17 protein-coding genes are annotated in these 20367 nt (G+C 33.0%); 1 reads left to right on the top strand and 16 read right to left on the bottom strand.

Going from position 1 to position 20367, the window contains the following annotated elements:
• Positions 1-55: 55 nt before the first annotated feature.
• The 3 genes from carB to FYJ33_RS04620 all read right to left on the bottom strand — a co-directional run bounded on the left by carB (position 56) and on the right by FYJ33_RS04620 (position 5067).
• On the bottom strand, positions 56-3259 hold the full coding sequence (gene carB / locus FYJ33_RS04630) for a carbamoyl-phosphate synthase large subunit (RefSeq protein WP_154530602.1): 3204 nt from the start codon (positions 3257-3259) through the stop codon (positions 56-58).
• Positions 3260-3271: 12 nt separating this feature from the next.
• Entirely contained in the window at positions 3272-4321 is a 1050-nt protein-coding gene (gene carA, locus FYJ33_RS04625; protein ID WP_154530601.1) for a glutamine-hydrolyzing carbamoyl-phosphate synthase small subunit, read from the bottom strand.
• A 563-nt stretch (positions 4322-4884) separates the two neighbouring features.
• The gene (locus FYJ33_RS04620) at positions 4885-5067 is read right to left on the bottom strand and encodes a hypothetical protein (protein WP_154530600.1); all 183 of its coding nucleotides are present in this window, start codon (positions 5065-5067) and stop codon (positions 4885-4887) included.
• Positions 5068-5201: 134 nt separating this feature from the next.
• Between FYJ33_RS04620 and FYJ33_RS04615 the strand changes: the two genes are divergently transcribed.
• Positions 5202-5672, top strand: coding sequence for a hypothetical protein (locus FYJ33_RS04615; RefSeq protein ID WP_154530599.1), 471 nt, complete (start codon positions 5202-5204; stop codon positions 5670-5672).
• Positions 5673-5876: 204 nt separating this feature from the next.
• Here FYJ33_RS04615 and FYJ33_RS04610 read toward each other — a convergent pair whose 3' ends face one another.
• The 13 genes from FYJ33_RS04610 to FYJ33_RS04550 form a co-directional block, all read right to left on the bottom strand.
• A complete protein-coding gene (locus FYJ33_RS04610; protein WP_154530598.1) occupies positions 5877-6671 on the bottom strand; it encodes an HAD family hydrolase in 795 nt (264 codons plus the stop codon).
• A 111-nt stretch (positions 6672-6782) separates the two neighbouring features.
• Positions 6783-7982: a tyrosine--tRNA ligase gene (tyrS, locus tag FYJ33_RS04605; protein ID WP_154530597.1), complete on the bottom strand. Its 1200-nt coding sequence runs from the start codon at positions 7980-7982 to the stop codon at positions 6783-6785.
• Positions 7983-8654: 672 nt separating this feature from the next.
• Entirely contained in the window at positions 8655-8873 is a 219-nt protein-coding gene (locus tag FYJ33_RS04600) for a hypothetical protein (protein WP_154530596.1), read from the bottom strand.
• 52 nt (positions 8874-8925) lie between these two features.
• A complete protein-coding gene (locus tag FYJ33_RS04595; protein WP_154530595.1) occupies positions 8926-10113 on the bottom strand; it encodes an ABC transporter permease in 1188 nt (395 codons plus the stop codon).
• On the bottom strand, positions 10113-10853 hold the full coding sequence (locus FYJ33_RS04590; protein WP_154530594.1) for an ABC transporter ATP-binding protein: 741 nt from the start codon (positions 10851-10853) through the stop codon (positions 10113-10115). The genes FYJ33_RS04595 and FYJ33_RS04590 overlap by 1 nt, the downstream gene beginning before the upstream one ends.
• 9 nt (positions 10854-10862) lie before the next feature.
• The gene (locus FYJ33_RS04585) at positions 10863-11393 is read right to left on the bottom strand and encodes a DUF2812 domain-containing protein (protein ID WP_154530593.1); all 531 of its coding nucleotides are present in this window, start codon (positions 11391-11393) and stop codon (positions 10863-10865) included.
• A gap of 7 nt (positions 11394-11400) precedes the next feature.
• The gene (locus FYJ33_RS04580; RefSeq protein ID WP_154530592.1) at positions 11401-11721 is read right to left on the bottom strand and encodes a PadR family transcriptional regulator; all 321 of its coding nucleotides are present in this window, start codon (positions 11719-11721) and stop codon (positions 11401-11403) included.
• Between the two features lie 189 nt (positions 11722-11910).
• On the bottom strand, positions 11911-12729 hold the full coding sequence (locus tag FYJ33_RS04575; protein ID WP_154530591.1) for a Cof-type HAD-IIB family hydrolase: 819 nt from the start codon (positions 12727-12729) through the stop codon (positions 11911-11913).
• 20 nt (positions 12730-12749) lie between these two features.
• Positions 12750-13523 carry an SDR family NAD(P)-dependent oxidoreductase gene (locus FYJ33_RS04570; RefSeq protein WP_328598655.1) on the bottom strand — a complete coding sequence of 258 codons (774 nt, stop codon included), beginning with the start codon at positions 13521-13523 and terminating at the stop codon, positions 12750-12752.
• A gap of 327 nt (positions 13524-13850) precedes the next feature.
• Entirely contained in the window at positions 13851-14717 is an 867-nt protein-coding gene (locus FYJ33_RS04565) for an SDR family oxidoreductase (protein WP_154530590.1), read from the bottom strand.
• A 130-nt stretch (positions 14718-14847) separates the two neighbouring features.
• On the bottom strand, positions 14848-16335 hold the full coding sequence (gene yjeM, locus FYJ33_RS04560) for a glutamate/gamma-aminobutyrate family transporter YjeM (protein WP_154530589.1): 1488 nt from the start codon (positions 16333-16335) through the stop codon (positions 14848-14850).
• 202 nt (positions 16336-16537) lie between these two features.
• Positions 16538-18274 (bottom strand): ferredoxin hydrogenase, encoded by a 1737-nt coding sequence (locus FYJ33_RS04555; protein ID WP_154530588.1) that lies wholly within the window; start codon positions 18272-18274, stop codon positions 16538-16540.
• Positions 18275-18505: 231 nt separating this feature from the next.
• Complete coding sequence (locus FYJ33_RS04550; protein WP_154530587.1) at positions 18506-20212, bottom strand: ABC transporter ATP-binding protein; 1707 nt, start codon at positions 20210-20212, stop codon at positions 18506-18508.
• Positions 20213-20367 lie beyond the last annotated feature (155 nt).

Genomic DNA, 20367 nt, shown 5'->3' with positions numbered 1-20367 from the left:
AAAAGGAGCACTTTGACATAAAACAAAGTGCTCCTTTTTTATTTATTTTATATTTTTATTTTGCAAGATCAAAAACAGGTATTTCTGTATCTTCTATCTTGTTTTTCTTTACTTCCACAAGTGCTCTTACTGTGTCTAATGCAGTCATTACTCCGATATTTCTTTCGATTGCTGCTCTTCTCATGTGGAAGCCATCTGTCTTTGAGTCGTTAGCCTTTGTTGGTGTATTGATTACAAGATCAACTTCACCATGCTTGATAACATCCATGATATTAGGATGTTCTTCATTAAGTCTTCTTACTACCTTAGCATTGATTCCAATTGATTCTAACACTTCAGCAGTTCCCTTTGTTGCCATGAATTCATAACCAAGATCCTTAAGTGGAGATATTATATTAAGGAATTCTTTTTTATCATGCTTGTTGATTGTAGTAAGAACTTTCTTCTTAGGAGAATCATACATATTTGCTCCTACAAAACCTTTGTATAGAGCTTCTAGTATGTTTCTTCCTACTCCTAGTACTTCACCTGTAGATCTCATTTCAGGTCCTAGAGATACTTCTACGTTTGGAAGCTTCTGAGTTGAGAATACAGGAACCTTAACTGATACATACTGTGGTTCTTTGTATAAGCCTGTACCGTATCCAATATCTTTAAGCTTTTCTCCAAGCATTACTCTTGTAGCTATATCAACTATTGGAACTTTACTTACCTTGCTTATATAAGGCACAGTTCTTGAAGCTCTTGGGTTAACTTCTATTACATAAAGATTACCCTCAAATTCTATGAACTGAATATTTATCATGCCCTTAATGCCTATTCCTAGTGCAAGCTTTCTAGTGTAATCAAGTATTCTTTGTTTCATAGCATCACTTATATGCTGGCTTGGATACATTGTTATACTATCTCCAGAATGAACTCCTGCTCTTTCAAGATGTTCCATTATTCCTGGTACAAGCACATCTTCGCCATCAGATATTGCATCTACTTCTATTTCTCTTCCCATTAAATACTTATCTATAAGTATTGGGTTCTTATGGTCTTTTTCAAATGCATTGCTTAAGTAGAATGTTAACTCTTCTTCATCATGAGTTATTTCCATTCCCTGGCCACCAAGTACATATGAAGGTCTTACAAGCACTGGGAAGCCAAGTCTTTCTGCTTCCTTAAGTCCTTCTTCAACGCTCCAGATTCCTTTACCCTTTGGTCTTGAGATTCCTAATCTCTCAAGAAGATCATCAAATTTTTCTCTATCTTCTGCCATATCAATCTGATCAGCAGTTGTTCCCAAAGTTGGTACATTCTTTTCCTTTAAGAATTCAGCAAGCTTTATAGAAGTCTGACCTCCAAACTGAAGTATTACTCCATCTGGCTTTTCCTTTTCAATTATGTTTAAAACATCTTCTTCAGTTAAAGGTTCAAAATATAACTTATCTGATATATTAAAGTCTGTACTTACAGTTTCAGGATTGTTATTAACTATTATAGTTTCTATTCCTTGTTTTCTTAATGCCATTACGCAATGTACTGAAGCATAGTCAAACTCAATTCCTTGTCCAATTCTTATTGGTCCTGATCCTAAAACCATAACCTTCTTCTTATTTGATACTTCAACTTCATCATATTCATCATAAGTTGAGTAATAGTATGGTGATAAAGCTTCAAATTCTCCACCACATGTATCAACCATTTTGTAGACAACTTTTATATTCCAGAGACTTCTTAATCTATACACTTCATCTGGGCTGACTCTGAGCATATCTGCTATAGCTTTATCTGAAAATCCTTTTTTCTTAAGAGTTAATAGCCAGTCCTTATTAACTTCATCAAGATGACTTAATCTAAGCTTCTGTTCCTGCTGTACTATCCACTTAAACTTCTTGATAAAGAACATATCTATTCCTGTAATCTTTGCAACTTTTTCTTCTCTGTAATCACGTCTTAACATTTCTGCAAGAGCAAATATTCTCTCATCATCTGGAGACATTACTCTTCTCTTAAGTTCCTTAATACTTAATTCTCTAAACTTTGGATGCTCTAAAGAGTATTTTCCTATTTCTAGTGAACGAACTCCCTTTAAGAAGGCTGCTTCAAAGTTGCTTCCTATAGCCATTACTTCTCCAGTCGCCATCATCTTAGTTCCAAGTTCTCTATCAGCTCCTGTGAATTTATCAAATGGCCACTTTGGAATCTTGCACACTACATAATCAAGAGTTGGTTCAAAGCATGCATAAGTTTTCTGTGTTACTGCATTTTTAATTTCATCAAGTCCATATCCAAGTGCTATCTTTGCTGCCACCTTGGCTATTGGATAACCAGTTGCTTTTGAAGCAAGTGCTGATGAACGAGACACTCTAGGATTAATTTCAATAACAGCATATTCAAAAGAATCAGGATTTAATGCAAACTGTACATTACATCCACCTTCAATTCCGATTGCATTAATAATGTCAATTGATGCACTTCTAAGCATCTGGTATTCCTTATCAGATAAAGTCTGGCTTGGTGCTACAACTATACTATCTCCTGTATGAATTCCAACTGGATCAATGTTTTCCATATTACATACTGTAATACATGTACCCTTTGAATCTCTCATAACTTCATACTCTATTTCTTTCCAACCCTTAACGCTCTTTTCAAGAAGTACCTGTCCAATTGAACTTAACTGAAGTCCTGATTCAAGTATAACTTTAAGTTCCTCTTCATTTTCAGCTATACCACCACCAGTTCCTCCTAAAGTATATGCTGGTCTTACAATAACAGGATATCCAAGTTCCTTAGCATACTTTAATCCTGATTCCATATCAGTTATTATGTCACTTTTTATAACAGGTTGGTTAATTCTATTCATCATATCTCTGAAAAGCTCTCTGTCTTCTCCTTCTTTTATAGAAGCTATTGAAGTACCGATTACTTTCACGTTATATTTGTCTAGAATTCCTTTATCATAAAGTTCAACTGCAAGATTAAGTCCTGTCTGTCCACCCATGCCTGCAAGAAGACTATCTGGTCTCTCCTTTGCTATTACTTTTTCTACAAACTCGCATGTTAAAGGTTCTATATATACCTTATCTGCTACTTCCTTATCAGTCATTATAGTTGCCGGATTTGAGTTTACAAGTACAACCTCTATTCCTTCCTCTTTTAATGACTCACATGCCTGAGTTCCTGAATAATCAAATTCTGCAGCCTGTCCTATTACTATTGGACCTGATCCTATTACTAATACCTTTTTAATATCTTTATTTAATGACATACTCTCATCCTCCTAAAGTGCATATTTCATGAATTCATCAAAAATGTAGTTACTATCTTGTGGTCCTGGACATGCTTCAGGGTGAAACTGAACTGAAAACATCGGTAAAGTTTTATGTCTCATTCCTTCTACAGTACCATCATTAACATTTACATGACTAATTTCCATGCCTTCAGGAAGTCTGCTTACATAATATCCATGATTCTGTGATGTTATGTGAACAGTATCATGCACTAAATCTTTAACTGGATGATTGCATCCTCTATGTCCAAATTTAAGTTTTGCAGTATCTCCGCCAAGAGCAAGTGCTAACAGCTGATGTCCAAGACATATTCCAACTATCGGCTTCTTTCCTACAAGATTTTTAACAGTTTCTATTCCTGATTTAACATCCTGTGGATCTCCTGGTCCATTTGACAAGAATACAAGGTCAGGATCAATACTTAAGATATCTTCTGCTGTTGCATCTGCTGGGAACACCGTTACGCTGCATCCTCGTTTTGAGAAGTTATCTACTATGTTCTTCTTTATACCAAAGTCCATAATGGCAACTTTCTTGCCACTACCATTAACTTTATATATTTTATCAGTAGTTACTTCCTTTACAGCGCCCCTGTTTGAAAATCTGTCAAGCTTCATCTTAACTTCTTCTTTAGACATATCTTCAAGTGCTATGATACCTTTCATAGTACCGTTATCTCTAAGAATCTTTGTAAGTGCTCTTGTATCAATGCCATAAAGTCCAGTAATTTTATTCTGCTTCATGTAATCTTCAAGTGAAAATTCACATCTGAAATTACTTGGTTCATCACATTTTTCTCTTACGATAAACCCTCTAACTTTAGGCTTGTCTGACTCACCATCTTCAAGATTTATTCCATAGTTACCTATAAGGGGATAAGTCATAGTAACTATCTGTCCATAGTAAGATGGGTCTGTTAGAACTTCCTGGTAACCAGTCATTCCAGTATTAAAAACAACTTCGCCAACTGATTCTTTAAGATATCCGAATGCCTTTCCTTCGAATTCTATGCCATTTTCTAAAATAAGTTTTGCTTTCATAGTAGTCACTCCTTTTAAACTATAAAGCAAAATACACTCATAAATATGTTTAATGCTTATAAATATTGAAAAAGAACACTAAGGGGTTAATTAATCGATAAAAAAATTAATCCCTAGTGTTCTTTATATATAATTATATTATTAAACAAATTTATAATCTTTCCAGATATTACTGCTAAGTATGTCATAGCATATACCCCTTTCTGGCCTCACGGGACCAATTTAAAGTGCATTTTAGCTCCAAATATTCTTTGTATCAAATTATATTGTAAAAATATGTTTAAGTCAAGTCACAAATATAAAAAAGTAGTGTATGCTTAAAATCAGACATACACTACTTTTTTCCTTGAAACTTTTATTAAATTTACAATATGTATCTTTTTAACGAAGGATACTACTTCCGAAATCCGCAGTAATAACTGCGGATTTCTTATTAAAAGCTTAAATATTCAGCAAAATAACCTGTGGAATTACATTACTAGAATATTTACCCTCTTTCGCTTCGCTTTGTCCTATTGAAGCCTATTTTATTATTATATATAACCGGTTTTTTGTCAATGCTTCTATAGATAATTGTACCTTCTCTTAAAGATGTTTATCATGGTATGACTACCATCATATTCAACTACATTTGATGATATAAGTTCATAATTATCTTCACCCATTACATTAAAAAGATCTTCAATTTCTTTTTCATTGATCTCTTCAAGCTTAATAGTCTTGACTTTGTATTCCCACTTATCCATAAATTACTCTCCTTTTATCTCAAATATTATTATTTAGTATAACCTTAATTTTCATTTTCAATAAATAAAAATCATGCAACTTTTTCTTATTCCCTCATAATTATATAAAGATAAATATTATAGGAAGGTTTTTTATGCTGGATGAAAATAATGAGTTAAATTCCAACAATAAATTCAGATTTTTTAATGATAGTACCGGCTTTGATGCTGTAGGCGAATATGAAGTAGATATTCCATATACTTATTCACCAATATACATGGATGATGATGACTTCACAGCAAATAGATCAGAAGGTAATCAGGATACTTTAGTTATACCTCCTCCTGCTGCTAATATTCCTCCACAATCATCTCCACCTCCATTTATACCTTCAAAAACAGAAATAAGCAACAGCGGAAATAGTGTAGTTAAGGATATTACTACAGAAAACATGAAAGACTGTTTCAATAAATTCACTTACGTATGGCAGCTAAATGGCAGGTCATATTGGGCATACATCACAAGTTGTGACGAAAAATCACTAAGTGGCTGGAGATTTATAGCCTTTAAGTGGATCTACTTCGGAGTAGACCTAAGCAAGATTGAATGCTACATTTCATATTAATCTAAAATAAAAAATGAGCCCTATAAACAGTATTTGATAGATTAGAGATATGAGATCAGAGAGAAAGGAATTTGTTCGCTTATACCTTGGCTCGAAACTCCTCTAGGGAGTTTCATCCTTTTCTCTGCTCTCTTCGTTCTGATTTCTGATCTAATCTACAAATTTTCTTTTATCGGGTTATTTAACTTGAAACTAATAGTCTTTCTAATCCAATATATACTTGTATATTCCTTTCGCTGCTCCATCTTCATAAACTGTGTCTGTGACTTTATGGGCAAAGCTTTTAACATAATCCGATGCATTTCCCATTGCTATTCCACATCCCACTTCTGACAGCATTTCAATATCGTTTGTCCCATCTCCAAATGCAAAGCTGTTTTCTCTTGATATATCAAGATATTCAAGCAATTTTATTATTGCAGAAGCCTTTGTATTTTCCTTATTATATATCTCAAAAGTGTTAGCTCCAATACTGTGAAAATAACCATACTGAGGATTTCTATCCATTATCTCTATACACTTATCTTCTATTTCCTTATTACTACATAATGTTTCTGCTTTAAGAACATGTAGTTTGTCCACATCAAAATCACTCATAATTAATTTAGAGGAGATTCCTATATTCATATAGAAATCCCACATATCTTTATGCTCTCTCTTTATATATGAATAGTGCTCCCCTTCTAAAATGTACTGGATTCCTAAGCTGTCAAATTCATCTGTAACTTCCTTTACAAACTCTTTATCAAATTCACCTGCATAGATAATTTTATTGTCCATGATTATCTCAGCGCCATTTGCAAGCACAAAACCATCAAAACCAAATTTTAAGATTTCTTCACTTAAAAATGCATATGGTCTTCCAGATGCAATAAAGGCATAATTTCCTTGTGTCTGCAGCTCTCTTATCGCTTTTTTCACCTCATCAGACATATCATTCATGCCGTTTAAACAGTCAATAAGTGTTCCGTCTATATCAAAAAACACAGCTTTTCTCATAAATTAACTCATCCTCATCCTTCTTTAGTATTAATTAAATATCTTTTATATTTTAATTATATAAAAAAAATAAACAACAAAAACCTAAATCAACGCATATTGCATAGAGCATTATGCTCTATGAACTAACTTAATAAACTTAAATTTTCCTACATTAATAATATCATTATTTTTTACTGCTGTTTTAAAGTCTGTTGTCTTCTGATCATTAATCTTTACAGCACCTCCTAAAACAAGTCTTCTTGCTTCACTTCTACTCGCACAAAGCTTTCCTTTAACCATAGCAGAAAGAATGTCATCTGTTTCTTCAATACTTACCGCTCTTATTTCCTGAGGTTTCTGTCTCTCAGCAAAAACTTGTATAAAGTTTTCCTCTGCTTTCTTAGCTTCAGTTTCTCCATGGTATAAAGTAGTTATTTCCTTTGCAAGCTGCATTTTTATATTCTTTGGATTTTCGCCCATAGAAAGACTTTCCTCAATTTTAGAGATATCCTTAGGATGCATATCTGTGGCCAGATTAAAATATTTAATAATAAGATTATCAGGTATAGTCATTACTTTATTGAACATAGCTACAGCATCTTCATCTATTCCAATGTAATTACCAAGACTCTTACTCATCTTGTTTACACCATCAGTACCCTCTAAAAGTGGCATCATTACTACAGCCTGTGACTCCTGACCAAACTCCTTCTGCAACGTTCTTCCCATAAGCAAATTAAATCTCTGATCTCTTCCTCCAAGCTCGATGTCAGCATGAAGATGAATAGAATCAAAAGCCTGCATTATAGGGTAAAAGAATTCATGGATCCCTATGCTCTGACCATTTGTAAATCTGTTTTTAAAATCTTCTCTTTCCATCATTCTTGCTACAGTACACTTAGAAGCAAGAGATAAAACTTCTGAAAAATTAAGCTTAGCAAGCCATTCACTATTAAATTTAACTTCAGTCTTTTCTGGATCAAGAACCCTTAGAAGCTGTTCCTTGTAAGTCCTTGCATTTTCAAGCACCTGTTCTCGTAAGAGCTGCTTTCTTGTCTTGCTCTTTCCTGTAGGATCTCCAATCATGCCAGTAAAATCGCCAAGTATGATTACTGCTCTATGCCCCATGTCCTGCATCTGTTTAATCTTTCTAAGCACAACAGCGTGACCTAAATGGATGTCCGGTGCTGATGGATCAAGTCCAAGCTTTATAGTAAGAGGTTTGCTTTCCTCAATACTCTTCTTAAGTTTTGTTTCAAGGTCTTCCATACCTATTATTTCATCTGTACCCTTTGATATTATTTCTAACTGTTCTTTTACACTTAACATTTTTATTCCTCCCAAAATTAATTGTAATAAAAATTCTAGGCCGGCCTTAATACATACCTTAATATTGCGCGCACAAGATATGAATTAAAAAGATTTTATAAAACAAAAAAACTCTCATCCTCCGGAATTAAATATTCCAGAGGACGAGAGTATAATCTCACGTGTTACCACCTCAGTTTATCGATTATGTCACCATAACCAACCTTATCGAGTACAAAAAAGGATTTTAAGACTTATTTCGAATCCTCCGTCGGCAAGCTCCAAGTCGGCTCTGCATAAGTCTTAAAACCCTTGGATGACTAAAGGACGAAAGTACGTCTTAATATTCTCTAACATAGGTCTATGAATCTTTTATCTTCAATTAATTACAATATAAAAATAGATTTTTCACGTACTTTCCTATGCAATAAAAATACTCTAGCACTATAACGGGTGCAGGTAATCCGAAAACAGCCTACTTTCTTGCGATTTTGGTGTTTAGCTCTGAGATGTATTCAAAATATCTTCTTTATTCCTTCACACCAGCCAGGAACTCTCTTAAAAAGAAATATACTTCTACTATTTCTCTTCTTTGCTCTAATAAATCTTAATTTTTAATTTAGTATATTCCAATAAACTTATTTTGTCAATTACTTTTATTTCTATTGCCTTCCTTTATACCACAATAAAAATTTATCTATTAAACATTCTTTTTATAAACTGTCTTTTCTTATTTTGAAACTTTGATACATCATGACAATCAGCATAAATTCCAAATAACATAAGTGATATCGCAAATCCAGCAAAAAACCCCTTTATTATTTCTGGAATTGCATCAATTTCTCTTGTCATTAAAAAAGCACCATTAAATAACAAACCTGTTGTCATATATTTATTAAACTTTTTTCTCATAAAGGTATCTCCTTAATAAATTAATAGTCAAATCAAAAATTTGTGATGTGATCTATGATCTAAATATTACTTCTTCTTTTGAGAACATGTATCTTGCAAATAATACTGCTGCTACTGTATATACTACATTCCAAGCTAATACTATAAGAAGATGATCTGTTCTGTATATACCTGCCATAAGCTCTTTTAAAAGACATGTTGTATTAACAACTGGTATATTAAAGAACACCATTTGTATACTCTTAGCATCCATCATAAATGGTACATAGCATAGAACCATTGATAGTACACTTACCCCTGATAAATAAGAATTTGCTTCTTTTATTGATCTTGCATAAATACTTATTGCTATCTGAAGTGCACCAAAAGCTAGCACTAAGAATAAACATGTTATTCCTGTAGATAAAATAAATCTTGCATTTACAAACGTCATCTCTGCATTATTTCCTATAGTCTTGATAGACACTGACATAGCACCAAGTGTACATACTAATGTTATTATTGCAACAACTGCAAGTGCTGCTATTTTAGCCCATACTATAGATGTTCTATTTACTGCTGTTGAAAGTAATGGTTCCATAGTCTGTCTTTCTTTTTCTCCAGCACAAAGATCTACAGCTATACCTATAGTAGGCATTAAAAGAAGCATTACTACTAATGTTGGAAGAACCATCATCATACCTTTAACAATACCAGATGCTGCATCATCTTTACCTGATGCTGTCTTAGAAATATCACTACTTTCAGTAGTAAATGGAGTTAATATAGATGTATCTATGCCCTTGTCCTTTAATCTCTGTTCAGCCACCTTTTGTCCATATTCATTCATAACTGACTGAATCATGCTATTTAACATTGCAGAATCCTGAGACTTATCATCATAAATAAGCTTAACTTCTGATATCTTCTGGCTTTTTACACTCTCATCAAAATCCTTCGGAACCTCAACAATTAAAGAAATATCTCCATCTTTAAGTGCTTTTTTTGCATCCTTTTCATCTTTTATAGTTATATTTTTTTGACCCTTAAGCAATTCTCTCACTTGTGAATTTCCATCATCTTGAACAACTATTGAGAAATTCTTCTTGTTTACATCAAAACTTTTCTCAGCTAATTTGTCCATACCAATCATCATTATTGGATATAAAATTATAGGAAGAAGAATACCCATAACTACTGTCTTTTTATCTCTTAATAAATCTAGTAATTCTTTTTTTAATATTGTAAGAAAATGATTCATTATTTTACCCCCCCACTAATAAGCTGTACGAATACTTCTTCAAGATCATTATTGTTATACTTTTCCTTTAATCCTGAAATAGTGCCTTCTTCAACAAGTTTTCCTTTATGAATTATAATTACTCTGTCACAAAGTTTCTCAACTTCCTTCATTGAATGGCTTGAAAGAAGTATAGTCTTACCTTCGCTTTTACATTTTTCTATAAAGTCATGAATAGTTCTTGCTGCAGTAACATCAAGACCAGTTGTAGGCTCATCAAAAAGCATTACTTCAGGATAATGGATTATACTTCTAGCAATTGATACCTTCTGTTTCATACCTCTTGAGAACTTGCCCACTCTCTTATCAATATACTCTTCCATATCAAGATCCTTAGCCATTTCATCAATTCTCTTATTGATTTCTTCTTTTTTAACGTCATTAAGTTCTGCAAAATATCTTATATTTTCTCTTGCAGTAAGTCTGTCATATATCCCCACATCACCGCCAAATAAGATTCCAATATTTCTTCTTACATCAGCCGAATTCTTAACAGCATCAAAGCCATTAACATTTATGCTTCCACTGCTTGGCTTAAGCATCGTAGAGATCATTCTCATTGTAGTTGTCTTTCCTGCCCCATTTTCACCAAGTAAACCAACTATCTCTCCCTTTTCAAGTTTAAAGCTGATATTATCAACAGCCTTTTTAATTCCCTTTTTTTCTTTAAATTCCTTACATAAATTTTTTACCTCTAACATAAATTCCTCCTATAAATCCTTTTTCTTTTTCCTATAAGCTGCATAGAGATTTATATCTATAAATAAAAATTCTAATATTAAAAAGCTCCATAATATTGTATCGATCGCTCCTGGCCATTTTCCCTGAATCATTGGTTTTATAAATCCCATGAAGAAGAAGAATCCCTCTAACAAAGATAAGGCCACTATATAAGTTCCAATCCTATGCATTATCTTTATTTTATCTTTACCTGTATAAATTTCTTCAGATAGACACTTATCAGCATCACACTTGTATAGATTCCATCCACACATGCTGTCACAGAATTCCCAACCGCATTCTTTGATAAATTCCATATAACCGCCACTATTTCTGCACCACAATGGATTATAATCAAGTTTATATATAATATCCTTAGGTTCAGTCTTCTTAAATCTATATTTTCCTATACTCCATGAAGAAAATTCATAACCTTTATTGCTCATTTCTCTAAGCCATTTTTCTTCTTTTTCATAATTCCAAGCCCAAAATAACTTTTTTACAGTAATCCCTTCATCCATTTCCCTGTCACTTCTCCTCTACGATTTTTACACCATTATCATAAAGAATCTTTATTCTTTCATGCTGCATTTTTACAAGCTCCATTCCACATTCTGTAAGAACATAATTCTTCCTTCTTGTATCATCCTGTATTTCTTTTATAAATCCCTGCTTAAGAAGTTTAGAGAGTGCGCCATACAATGTTCCTGGCCCAAGCTTTACATTGCCCTTGCTCATCTCGTCAACCTTCTGCATAATTCCATAACCATGCATCTCCTCAGTCAATGATAATAAAATGTAATATGTGCTCTCGGTTAGTGGAATATGTTTTTCTAAATTATCTGCCATTTTCACACTTCCTTATCTGATATATCGAGTTGCGATATATCGTATGATGATATAATATAGTATATTTTTCCTAATGTCAATGCCTTACATGCAAAAATTTATATGGAAATATAGTTATATAATAAAAAAAGAGCTACATAGTAGCTCTAATCACATAAAAAACATCTCAAAAGTAATATGTTTTTATAGTTATTTTATTTTTTCTCTTACGTATTCTATTACTGCTTTTATTGCACTTTCATTATTGCTTACTGTCTTGTGCTTTGCTTTTTCTAAAAGATGGGGATTTCCATTAGCCACCGCAAATCCATATTTACACTTTAAGATCATATCAAGATCATTCATCTCATCACCAAGGGCTATCGTCTTATTAAGATCAAAACCTGTTATCTCACAAATCTTTTCTATCTGGCATCCTTTAGACGTACCATCTGGAAGTACTTCAAGGTAATTAGCTGCACTCCTTACAATATTGCTTATATCGTAATGATTTCTTGCTACATCCTCAAACTTATCCATATCTTCTTTTTCGCCGATAATAAGAGCTTTTGTCCAGTCCTTATCAAATATGCTGTCGTCAGTATCATATTCAACTTTGTAATGTAGATTCTTATATCTATCTGTAAACCTGCATCTATTATATATGTATGTTACTTCATCTGAATAAATTTCTAGTCCTAACTCCGGATGGTCTTTTTTTATTTTTTTATAGACATCTTTACTATGACCGCTTACATATGTCTCCCACACAGTTTCTTCTTTGCTGAAATCATATATCTTGCCACCATTATACAAAGCAACAGGAGCTCCAATATGTATATCTTTAAAATATCTATCTATATAACGTCTTGCTGATTCCACAGTTCTGCCCGTAGCTATAGTAAAACTTCCGCCTTCAGCAATAAATTCCTTTATAGCCTGTATGTTTTCATTTGATATGTTTCTCTCATCATCAAGAAGAGTACCGTCCATGTCAGTAATTAATAAGTATCCACTAAATAAGCCCATAATAACATCCCCTATTCTTACTATTTATTTAACCTAAGTGCTGCCATACCAATAACCTTCCTTGGTAAAAATCTAAAACTCTGTACCAGTACTTTATTTTTATACCCAGGAATAATTATAGTTTTTCCCTTATTGTACTTCTTATATGCATCTCTAGCTACCTCATCGGCCTTCATCATATACCCCTTAGCAATCTTAGCTTTCTTAACTCCTGCTTTTCCTTGGAATCCAGTATCAACAGGTCCTGGACATATAGCTGCAATCTTAACGTTTGTGCCTTTAACCTCTGCACTTACTGATTCAGTTAATGACAATACATAACTCTTTGTTGCATAATATACTGACATCATAGGTCCAACACCAAATGCAGCAGTAGATGCAACATTTAATATTCCTCCTTTATTTCTTTTTATCATGTTAGGTAGGAATAATTTCATAAGTTTAGTCAGTGAATAAACATTAAGCTTTATCATATCAAGATCTTTAGTACAGTCTGCTTTATAAAATTCACCAAAGTTTCCTATGCCGGCATTATTAATTAAATTATCCACAACGATTTTATTTTTTTCCACATATTCATATAGGTAATCAACATCATTATCCACACTAAGGTCAAGCCTTATTACTATTACATTTATCTTATACTTCTGCTCAAAGTCTTTTTTTATCTCATTTAATTTTTCTTCATTTCGTGCAACTAAAATCAGATTATTCTTATCCTTAGCAAAAAGCTGTGCTATTTCATATCCAATACCACAGCTTGCTCCAGTTACAATTGTATAGCTCTGCATCATATTATCTCCCATCATATAAATAATTTTTCACTCTACTTATTATTATACATTATCCTTTTCAATTAATTACGGTATAACATAAAAATACTTTTTCAATATTTTTAAATGTTTAGAAGTAATTTAAAATTTATATTTTAGAATTTAAAATTATGGATGAAACTCCGTGGGAGTTTCGAAAAAAGAGGAGAATTCTCCTCTTTAAAACTCTTCTTAATTATCAATTAGAGAATTAAGCGGTTTGGAGGCAGCGCCTCCATATAAAATAAAGGAATCAGCATGCTGATTCCTTCCTCAATTTTAAATTTTAATTTTTAAATTCTAAATTTATTACCCGTTGATGATTTCTCCGCCGTTTACGTGTATTGTCTGACCAGTTATGTATGATGCATCATATGAAGCTAAAAATACATATGCTCCTGCTACTTCTACTGGCTGACCTGCCCTCTTCATTGGATTATCAGTTCCAAACTGTGACACTTTTGTTGAATCGAATGAAGATACTATAAGTGGAGTCCATATAGGACCAGGTGCTACAGCATTAACTCTTATACCCTTATCTGCAAGATTTGTTGCCAGTGATCTTGTAAATGAAGCTATTGCTCCTTTTGTAGCTGAATAATCAATAAGGTCCTTGCTGCCTTTAAATGCAGTTATTGAACTTGTATTGATTATACTTGAACCTTTCTTAAGATATTTCATAGCTGCTTTAGTAAAATAGAAATAGCTGAATATATTTGTTTCAAAAGTTTCCTTCATCTGCTGTGTTGTTATATCTTCAATCTTCTGCTGAGGATACTGAACAGCTGCATTATTTACCAGAACATCTATTGTGGCATATTTCTTGATGACTCCTTCTATTACGCTTATACAGAACTGCTCATCTTTAACATCTCCATAATATATATCACACGTTCCGCCTTCAAGTTCAATTTCCTTCTTTGTTTCTTCTGCATCACATTTTTCTTTTTCGGTGCAAACTATGTTTACTTTTGCCCCCTGCTTTGAAAAAGCAAATGATACAGCTTTTCCAATACCACTGTCACCACCTGTAATTACAGCAACTTTATCTTTAAGTCTATCAGTAATTTTATTATAACCATCTTTTATATAAACAGGCTGAGGCATCATCTGTAACTCAATCCCTGGCTGACTATCCTGATGTTGAGCAGGAAAACTCTTAGGAAAACTATCCATCTTATATCACTCCTTATTTTAATGATAAATTTTAAATTCTAAATTATTATTAGTATTTGCAGAAAGCCAAGTGATATTCGAGCGCAAAAAAAGCTCCCCACATTACTGTGAGGAACTTCTTATTTAAAAATTATTTGTTTTTCTTTGCATAATTGTTGAAAATAACAATTGCTACTATTGAGAACACAACTGGTCCTGCAATCATCCAAATAGTGTTTGCTATGTTTCCATTAACAGCTGGTTCAATTATAGTAAAGAAGTTTGCAAAGCCTACTACTACAGTTACTAAAATTGAAAGCGCAGCTGCTATCTTCTTGTTCTTATAAATTTCAAATGGTTTAGCAATGCTGTCATTATTCTTAAACTTAATAAATGCTGCTGCTATAAACATATAAGGAATTGTCATCGCAACATTTGTCATAAGAACTAACTTACCAAAGAAAGCCTGAGCATCTTCTCCACCAAATGATACAAGCAGAACTATTACAGCAACAACTATACACTGTATCCACATAGCATTCTTAGGCATTCCATCTTCGATCTCACCCATTTTTCCTGGCCACATCTTTTTTGGAGTTCCTTCAATAAGCTGCTTAAGTGGTGAATATGCAAGTGTAAAGAATGCTCCAGTTAATGCTAGGAACATTGAAAGTCCTGTAAATCTTGCTATCCAAGTACCAATTGATACTGCTACAGCTTGTGATAAGCCAAGTGCTGTACCTACCTGATATCCAAGGTTGTTCATAACAACGTAAGCAACGTTAGCCATATTTACTGACTTACCTGCTAATATATCATTCCAGTTAGTAAATAAACCAACCATAAGAATTCCTACGCAGTATCCTACAGATATTACTATAGCTGCTATTGTAACTCCTCTAGGGAATGTTTTTTCTGAATTCTCAGTCTGGTCAACAAGACCTCCTACTGCTTCAATTCCACCAAAAGCAAATATAGCAAATACCATGAAAGATATTACTGATATAAGACTTTGATATGATGGATTTGGTGAATTAACAAATGCATTTAAAGTTATTGGTTCAGCAACCTGACCTTTATTTGCTATTAATACTGCTATTGCTCCAATTAAAAGAACTATGTTTAATAATGATACTGCTGTACCTGCAACAGATGTAATCTTCTTAATCTTATCAAGACCTTTAGATGCAACTACTGTTATAAATATAATCCATAAAACACCTAAAACACCTAAAAGCTGAGTTGAATTAAGGAATCCAAATGCCCATTCTCCAGTCTTATCACTACCAAATATAGCGTTTGATAATGGAACCCATATTGATGAACATATATTAACCATCCATACTACATATGATGCATACCACATAAATGTAGCAACGAATGCATATTTAGGTCCAACTGATTTCTCCATCCATGAATATATTCCACCCTTTTCGTCCTTAAATGCTGCTCCGTATTCCGAAAGCATAAATGCATAAGGAATAAAGAATAGTATAGCTGATATTAAATACCATGGAATCGCTGAATATCCCATTAAGAAGAATGCTCTAGGCATATTAGCAAATCCAAATACTGATGTAAAGATCATAAGTATTAACGGTATTAATGTTAATTTACTTGTCTTTTGTTCATTATTCATACTATTTTCTCCCATTCTATTTATTTTTTTAAATTATACCATAACTTCAACATTTTTTTCACGTGTTTTTATTTTATATATATTATAATTATTGCCACTTATGAGAAGACAAAGGGTAATATTAATTTATTACAAAATTAATATTACCCTTTAATGTGAATAAAATACTATATGCTTAATTGCATAAAATTATAATAATCTCCTATTTTTCATATATATGATGGAAAAGTTCATGTGCATTTCCTTCCCCAGGCTTTCCAACATAATCATTATACATCTTAATTATAGCTGGATTCTGATGAGATTTTCTCTTAGCCACAGATCTTGAACTATCCTGGTTATATAATACAGAAGCTCTAAGTTTTTTATAATCATTTTTTGTTCTTATCTCGGAAGAAACATGTGGCTGACCACCACCATTTATGCAGCCTCCAGGACAAGCCATTACTTCTATAAAGTGATATTGCTTTTCGTTGATTTTTCCTGACTCTATAAATTCAGAAAGATTTTTAGCTCCATTAATAACTGCAACATTATATTCATTGTCACCAATTTTAACTGTTGCCTCTTTTACTCCTTTAAATCCTCTAACTTCTGTATAATCAATATCCTTAAGATCTTTGTTTTCAACAAAATCCTTAGCAGTTCTTAGTGCTGCCTCCATAACTCCACCTGTTGCTCCGAAGATAACTCCAGCCCCTGAATACATTCCCATTGCTGGATCTGCTTCGCTATCCTCAAGTTTTGCAAATGCAATCTTAGCATCCTTAATCATCTTTGCAAGTTCTCTTGTTGTTAAAACTGCATCTATCTCTCTTAGCCCATTAGTTTCATTATATGAAAGATTTGCTTCATATTTTTTAGCTGTACATGGCATTATAGTTACTGTATATACATCTTTAGGATCTATATTTGCTATAGCTGGATAATATGTTTTTGTTGCCACACCAAAAATCTGCTGTGGAGATTTAGCTGTTGATAAATTCTTTAGGTACTGTGGGTAATAATTTTCCACCTGTCTTATCCATCCTGGACAGCATGAAGTGAACATTGGGAAAGGTCCAGCTTCCTGAATTCTATGGATAAGTTCAGTTGCTTCTTCCATGATTGTCATATCTGCACCAAAGTTAATATCAAATACCTTATCAAAGCCAAGTTCTCTTAACGCTGTATAAGCTTTACCAGTAACATCTTCTCCATATCCCATGTTAAATAATTCGCCTAAAGAAGCTCTTACTGCTGGTGCCATAGCAACTACTACATGCTTGTTTGGATCAGCTATTGCTTCCTTTACTTTATCTAATTCAGTCTTTTCAGTTAAAGCTGCAACTGGACATGCAGCAACACATTGCCCACAAAGCAGACAGTTAGTATCTTCAAACTTTTTACCTTCAACCTGAGTTACAATTCTCTTGCCATCAACTCTTTCAAATTGAAGAGTGCATGTACCAGTTTTTTTCTTACAGGCATCTATACATCTCCCACATTCAAGACACTTAGTTCTATCTATCTGAATTGATACGCTTCTTGTATCCATGTATGGAGTCTTATCCTGTACTAAAAATGGCTTGCTTGCTCTTGCCTTAGTCTTTATAACAAGCTTTAAGAACTCACAATTTTCTCTTCTAGTACACTGTCCACACTTAAATTCATGTTTATCTAATAATGTTGATATTCTTTTTTTGACCATTTCCTGAACTTTTTCAGAATTTGTAGTAACTACCATTCCATCTTCAGCCATTGTTGTACAAGATGTAGACAGCTTAGTTTTTCCTTCATATGATATTTCAACTATGCAGACTGCACATTTAGTAACACCATTGCATTCTTCTAAAAAACAAAGAGAAGGTATACTTATGTTGTTTTTACGTGCAAGTTCCAGAATTGAAATGTTTTCATCTGTCTCTATAACATCCCCATCAATTACTATTTTTTTCATATTCTCACCTCATATACACTTTTTACTCATAATTTCTACTCTTTTCTATTATAACAAATTTTGTTAAATAAATCACGAACTTTACCATTTATTAATTTAGACTTTAGATTTTAAAATTATAGATTAAATCACAGAGGCTTGAAGGTATCCTTCATTAAAATGCAAAAATCCACGAGCATAAGTCTAGCGGATTTCTTGCCAAATTATACCTTGTACATTTTAAATTTTAAATTACTTATATACTACATGGAATCCTGCGTATATTCCATTTTGCTTCATAAGTTCTTCGTGTGTTCCTCTTTCTTCTATACCTTTGTCTGTAACTACAACTATTTCGTCAGCATGCTGTACTGTTGAAAGCCTGTGAGCTACTACAAGAGTAGTTCTGTCAGCACATAACTTCTCTAAAGACATCTGAATTTCATGCTCAGTTATGTTATCAAGAGCTGAAGTTGCCTCATCAAGAATCAATATTGGCGGATTCTTAAGGAATACTCTCGCAATAGATATTCTCTGTTTTTGTCCTCCTGAAAGCTTGACTCCTCTTTCTCCAATGTATGTATCATAGCCATCTTTAAGTGTCATTACAAATTCATGGAGGCTCGCCATCTTAGCCGCTCTCATAATATCTTCATCAGTAGCATCAGGATTTCCATATGCTATATTATCTTTAATTGTACCTGTGAATAAAAATACATCCTGCTGAACTATACCTATGTTATCTCTCAAAGATTTTAGTGAAACATCATGAATTTCTGTACCATCAATATATATATTTCCTGAATCATATTCATAAAATCTCGGAATCATATTACAAATAGTTGTCTTTCCTCCACCTGAAGGACCTACAAGTGCAACCATTTTACCTGCTGGTATTGAAAGACTGAAGTTCTGCAGTACTTTCTCATTATTTTCATAACTGAAAGATACATTTTCTATATCAATATTCCCCTTAACATCTTTAAGTTCCTTACCATGTTCAATATCCTTTTCAGGAATCTGATCCATTATCTCCATATACCTCTTAAAGCCTGTTGCTCCTGCCTGATACTGTTCCATAAAGTTTACAAGCTTCTTAACCGGATTAGTAAAAAGACTTATATAAAGAATATATGCTGTAAAATCACCAATAGTAATTGACCCATTGTAAGTAAAAACACCACCAACTACAAGTACAATAAGGCTTAAAAGATCAGTAAAGAAGTTCATTCCAGAGAAATACTCCGCCATTGTTTTATATGCATATTCTCTTGCTTCCTTAAATTTCATATTGTTAACCTTGAACTTCTTCATTTCATGTTCCTTATTAACAAATGACTTTGTTACTCTTACACCTGCAAGACTATTCTCAAGTGTAGCATTTACTTCACCTATCTTAACCTTAGTCTTTAAAAAGGCATCTGTCATCTTCTTTCTTCTGCTAAGCGTAAACCATAAAAGAAGAGGAATAAATGCAAAAATTATAAGTGTTAGTGGCACATTTATTGTGCATAGTATAATTAATGCACCAATAAACATAACAAGTGAAGTAAAAATATCTTCTGGGCCATGATGAGCAAGCTCTGAAACTTCCATAAGGTCATTAACCATTCTTGACATTATTACTCCAGTCTTGTTGTTATCAAAATATTCACATGGAAGGTTTTCAAGATGATCAAACATCTTCTGTCTCATATCAGCCTGCATTCTTACTCCAACAGCATGTCCATAATAAGTCATAAAATAATTAAGTCCTGCTTTTGCAATATAAATTATAAGTAATGCTACCGCAAAAATTATAAGAAATCTGAATTTTCTATTTGGTACGATATCATTAATTATGTTTCTTGTAATCATTGGATATACAAGATCACATCCTGCTGCAAGAAATGCCGCTATAAAATCAAGCGTAAATAACTTTATATACGGTTTGTAGAATTCAATAAACTTTCTTAACAATATAATCACCTCGTCTATTTTTTATTTTTAGGGTTAAGCATAATTCTTAGCCCTTATATATCAAGGCTCTACAGAGCCAAGATTTCTTTATCACTCAAATTTTCCTGAATTATCTATGTCCGTTTGGATAATACTAATATTAATGGATATACTAA

The organism is Inconstantimicrobium porci, from assembly GCF_009696465.1.
In the GTDB taxonomy this organism is placed as follows: Bacteria; Bacillota; Clostridia; order Clostridiales; family Clostridiaceae; genus Inconstantimicrobium; species Inconstantimicrobium porci.
Note: the sequence above shows the minus strand (reverse complement) of the source record. Positions and strands in the feature narration are given on the sequence as shown.

What these genes read in the sequence shown, in the direction of transcription:
- carB (WP_154530602.1), bottom strand. Translation starts at nt 3,259, where the DNA reads ATGTCATTAAATAAAGATATTAAAAAGGTATTAGTAATAGGATCAGGT.
- carA (WP_154530601.1), bottom strand. Translation starts at nt 4,321, where the DNA reads ATGAAAGCAAAACTTATTTTAGAAAATGGCATAGAATTCGAAGGAAAG.
- FYJ33_RS04620 (WP_154530600.1), bottom strand. Translation starts at nt 5,067, where the DNA reads ATGGATAAGTGGGAATACAAAGTCAAGACTATTAAGCTTGAAGAGATC.
- FYJ33_RS04615 (WP_154530599.1), top strand. Translation starts at nt 5,202, where the DNA reads ATGCTGGATGAAAATAATGAGTTAAATTCCAACAATAAATTCAGATTT.
- FYJ33_RS04610 (WP_154530598.1), bottom strand. Translation starts at nt 6,671, where the DNA reads ATGAGAAAAGCTGTGTTTTTTGATATAGACGGAACACTTATTGACTGT.
- tyrS (WP_154530597.1), bottom strand. Translation starts at nt 7,982, where the DNA reads ATGTTAAGTGTAAAAGAACAGTTAGAAATAATATCAAAGGGTACAGAT.
- FYJ33_RS04600 (WP_154530596.1), bottom strand. Translation starts at nt 8,873, where the DNA reads ATGAGAAAAAAGTTTAATAAATATATGACAACAGGTTTGTTATTTAAT.
- FYJ33_RS04595 (WP_154530595.1), bottom strand. Translation starts at nt 10,113, where the DNA reads ATGAATCATTTTCTTACAATATTAAAAAAAGAATTACTAGATTTATTA.
- FYJ33_RS04590 (WP_154530594.1), bottom strand. Translation starts at nt 10,853, where the DNA reads ATGTTAGAGGTAAAAAATTTATGTAAGGAATTTAAAGAAAAAAAGGGA.
- FYJ33_RS04585 (WP_154530593.1), bottom strand. Translation starts at nt 11,393, where the DNA reads ATGGATGAAGGGATTACTGTAAAAAAGTTATTTTGGGCTTGGAATTAT.
- FYJ33_RS04580 (WP_154530592.1), bottom strand. Translation starts at nt 11,721, where the DNA reads ATGGCAGATAATTTAGAAAAACATATTCCACTAACCGAGAGCACATAT.
- FYJ33_RS04575 (WP_154530591.1), bottom strand. Translation starts at nt 12,729, where the DNA reads ATGGGCTTATTTAGTGGATACTTATTAATTACTGACATGGACGGTACT.
- FYJ33_RS04570 (WP_328598655.1), bottom strand. Translation starts at nt 13,523, where the DNA reads ATGATGCAGAGCTATACAATTGTAACTGGAGCAAGCTGTGGTATTGGA.
- FYJ33_RS04565 (WP_154530590.1), bottom strand. Translation starts at nt 14,717, where the DNA reads ATGGATAGTTTTCCTAAGAGTTTTCCTGCTCAACATCAGGATAGTCAG.
- yjeM (WP_154530589.1), bottom strand. Translation starts at nt 16,335, where the DNA reads ATGAATAATGAACAAAAGACAAGTAAATTAACATTAATACCGTTAATA.
- FYJ33_RS04555 (WP_154530588.1), bottom strand. Translation starts at nt 18,274, where the DNA reads ATGAAAAAAATAGTAATTGATGGGGATGTTATAGAGACAGATGAAAAC.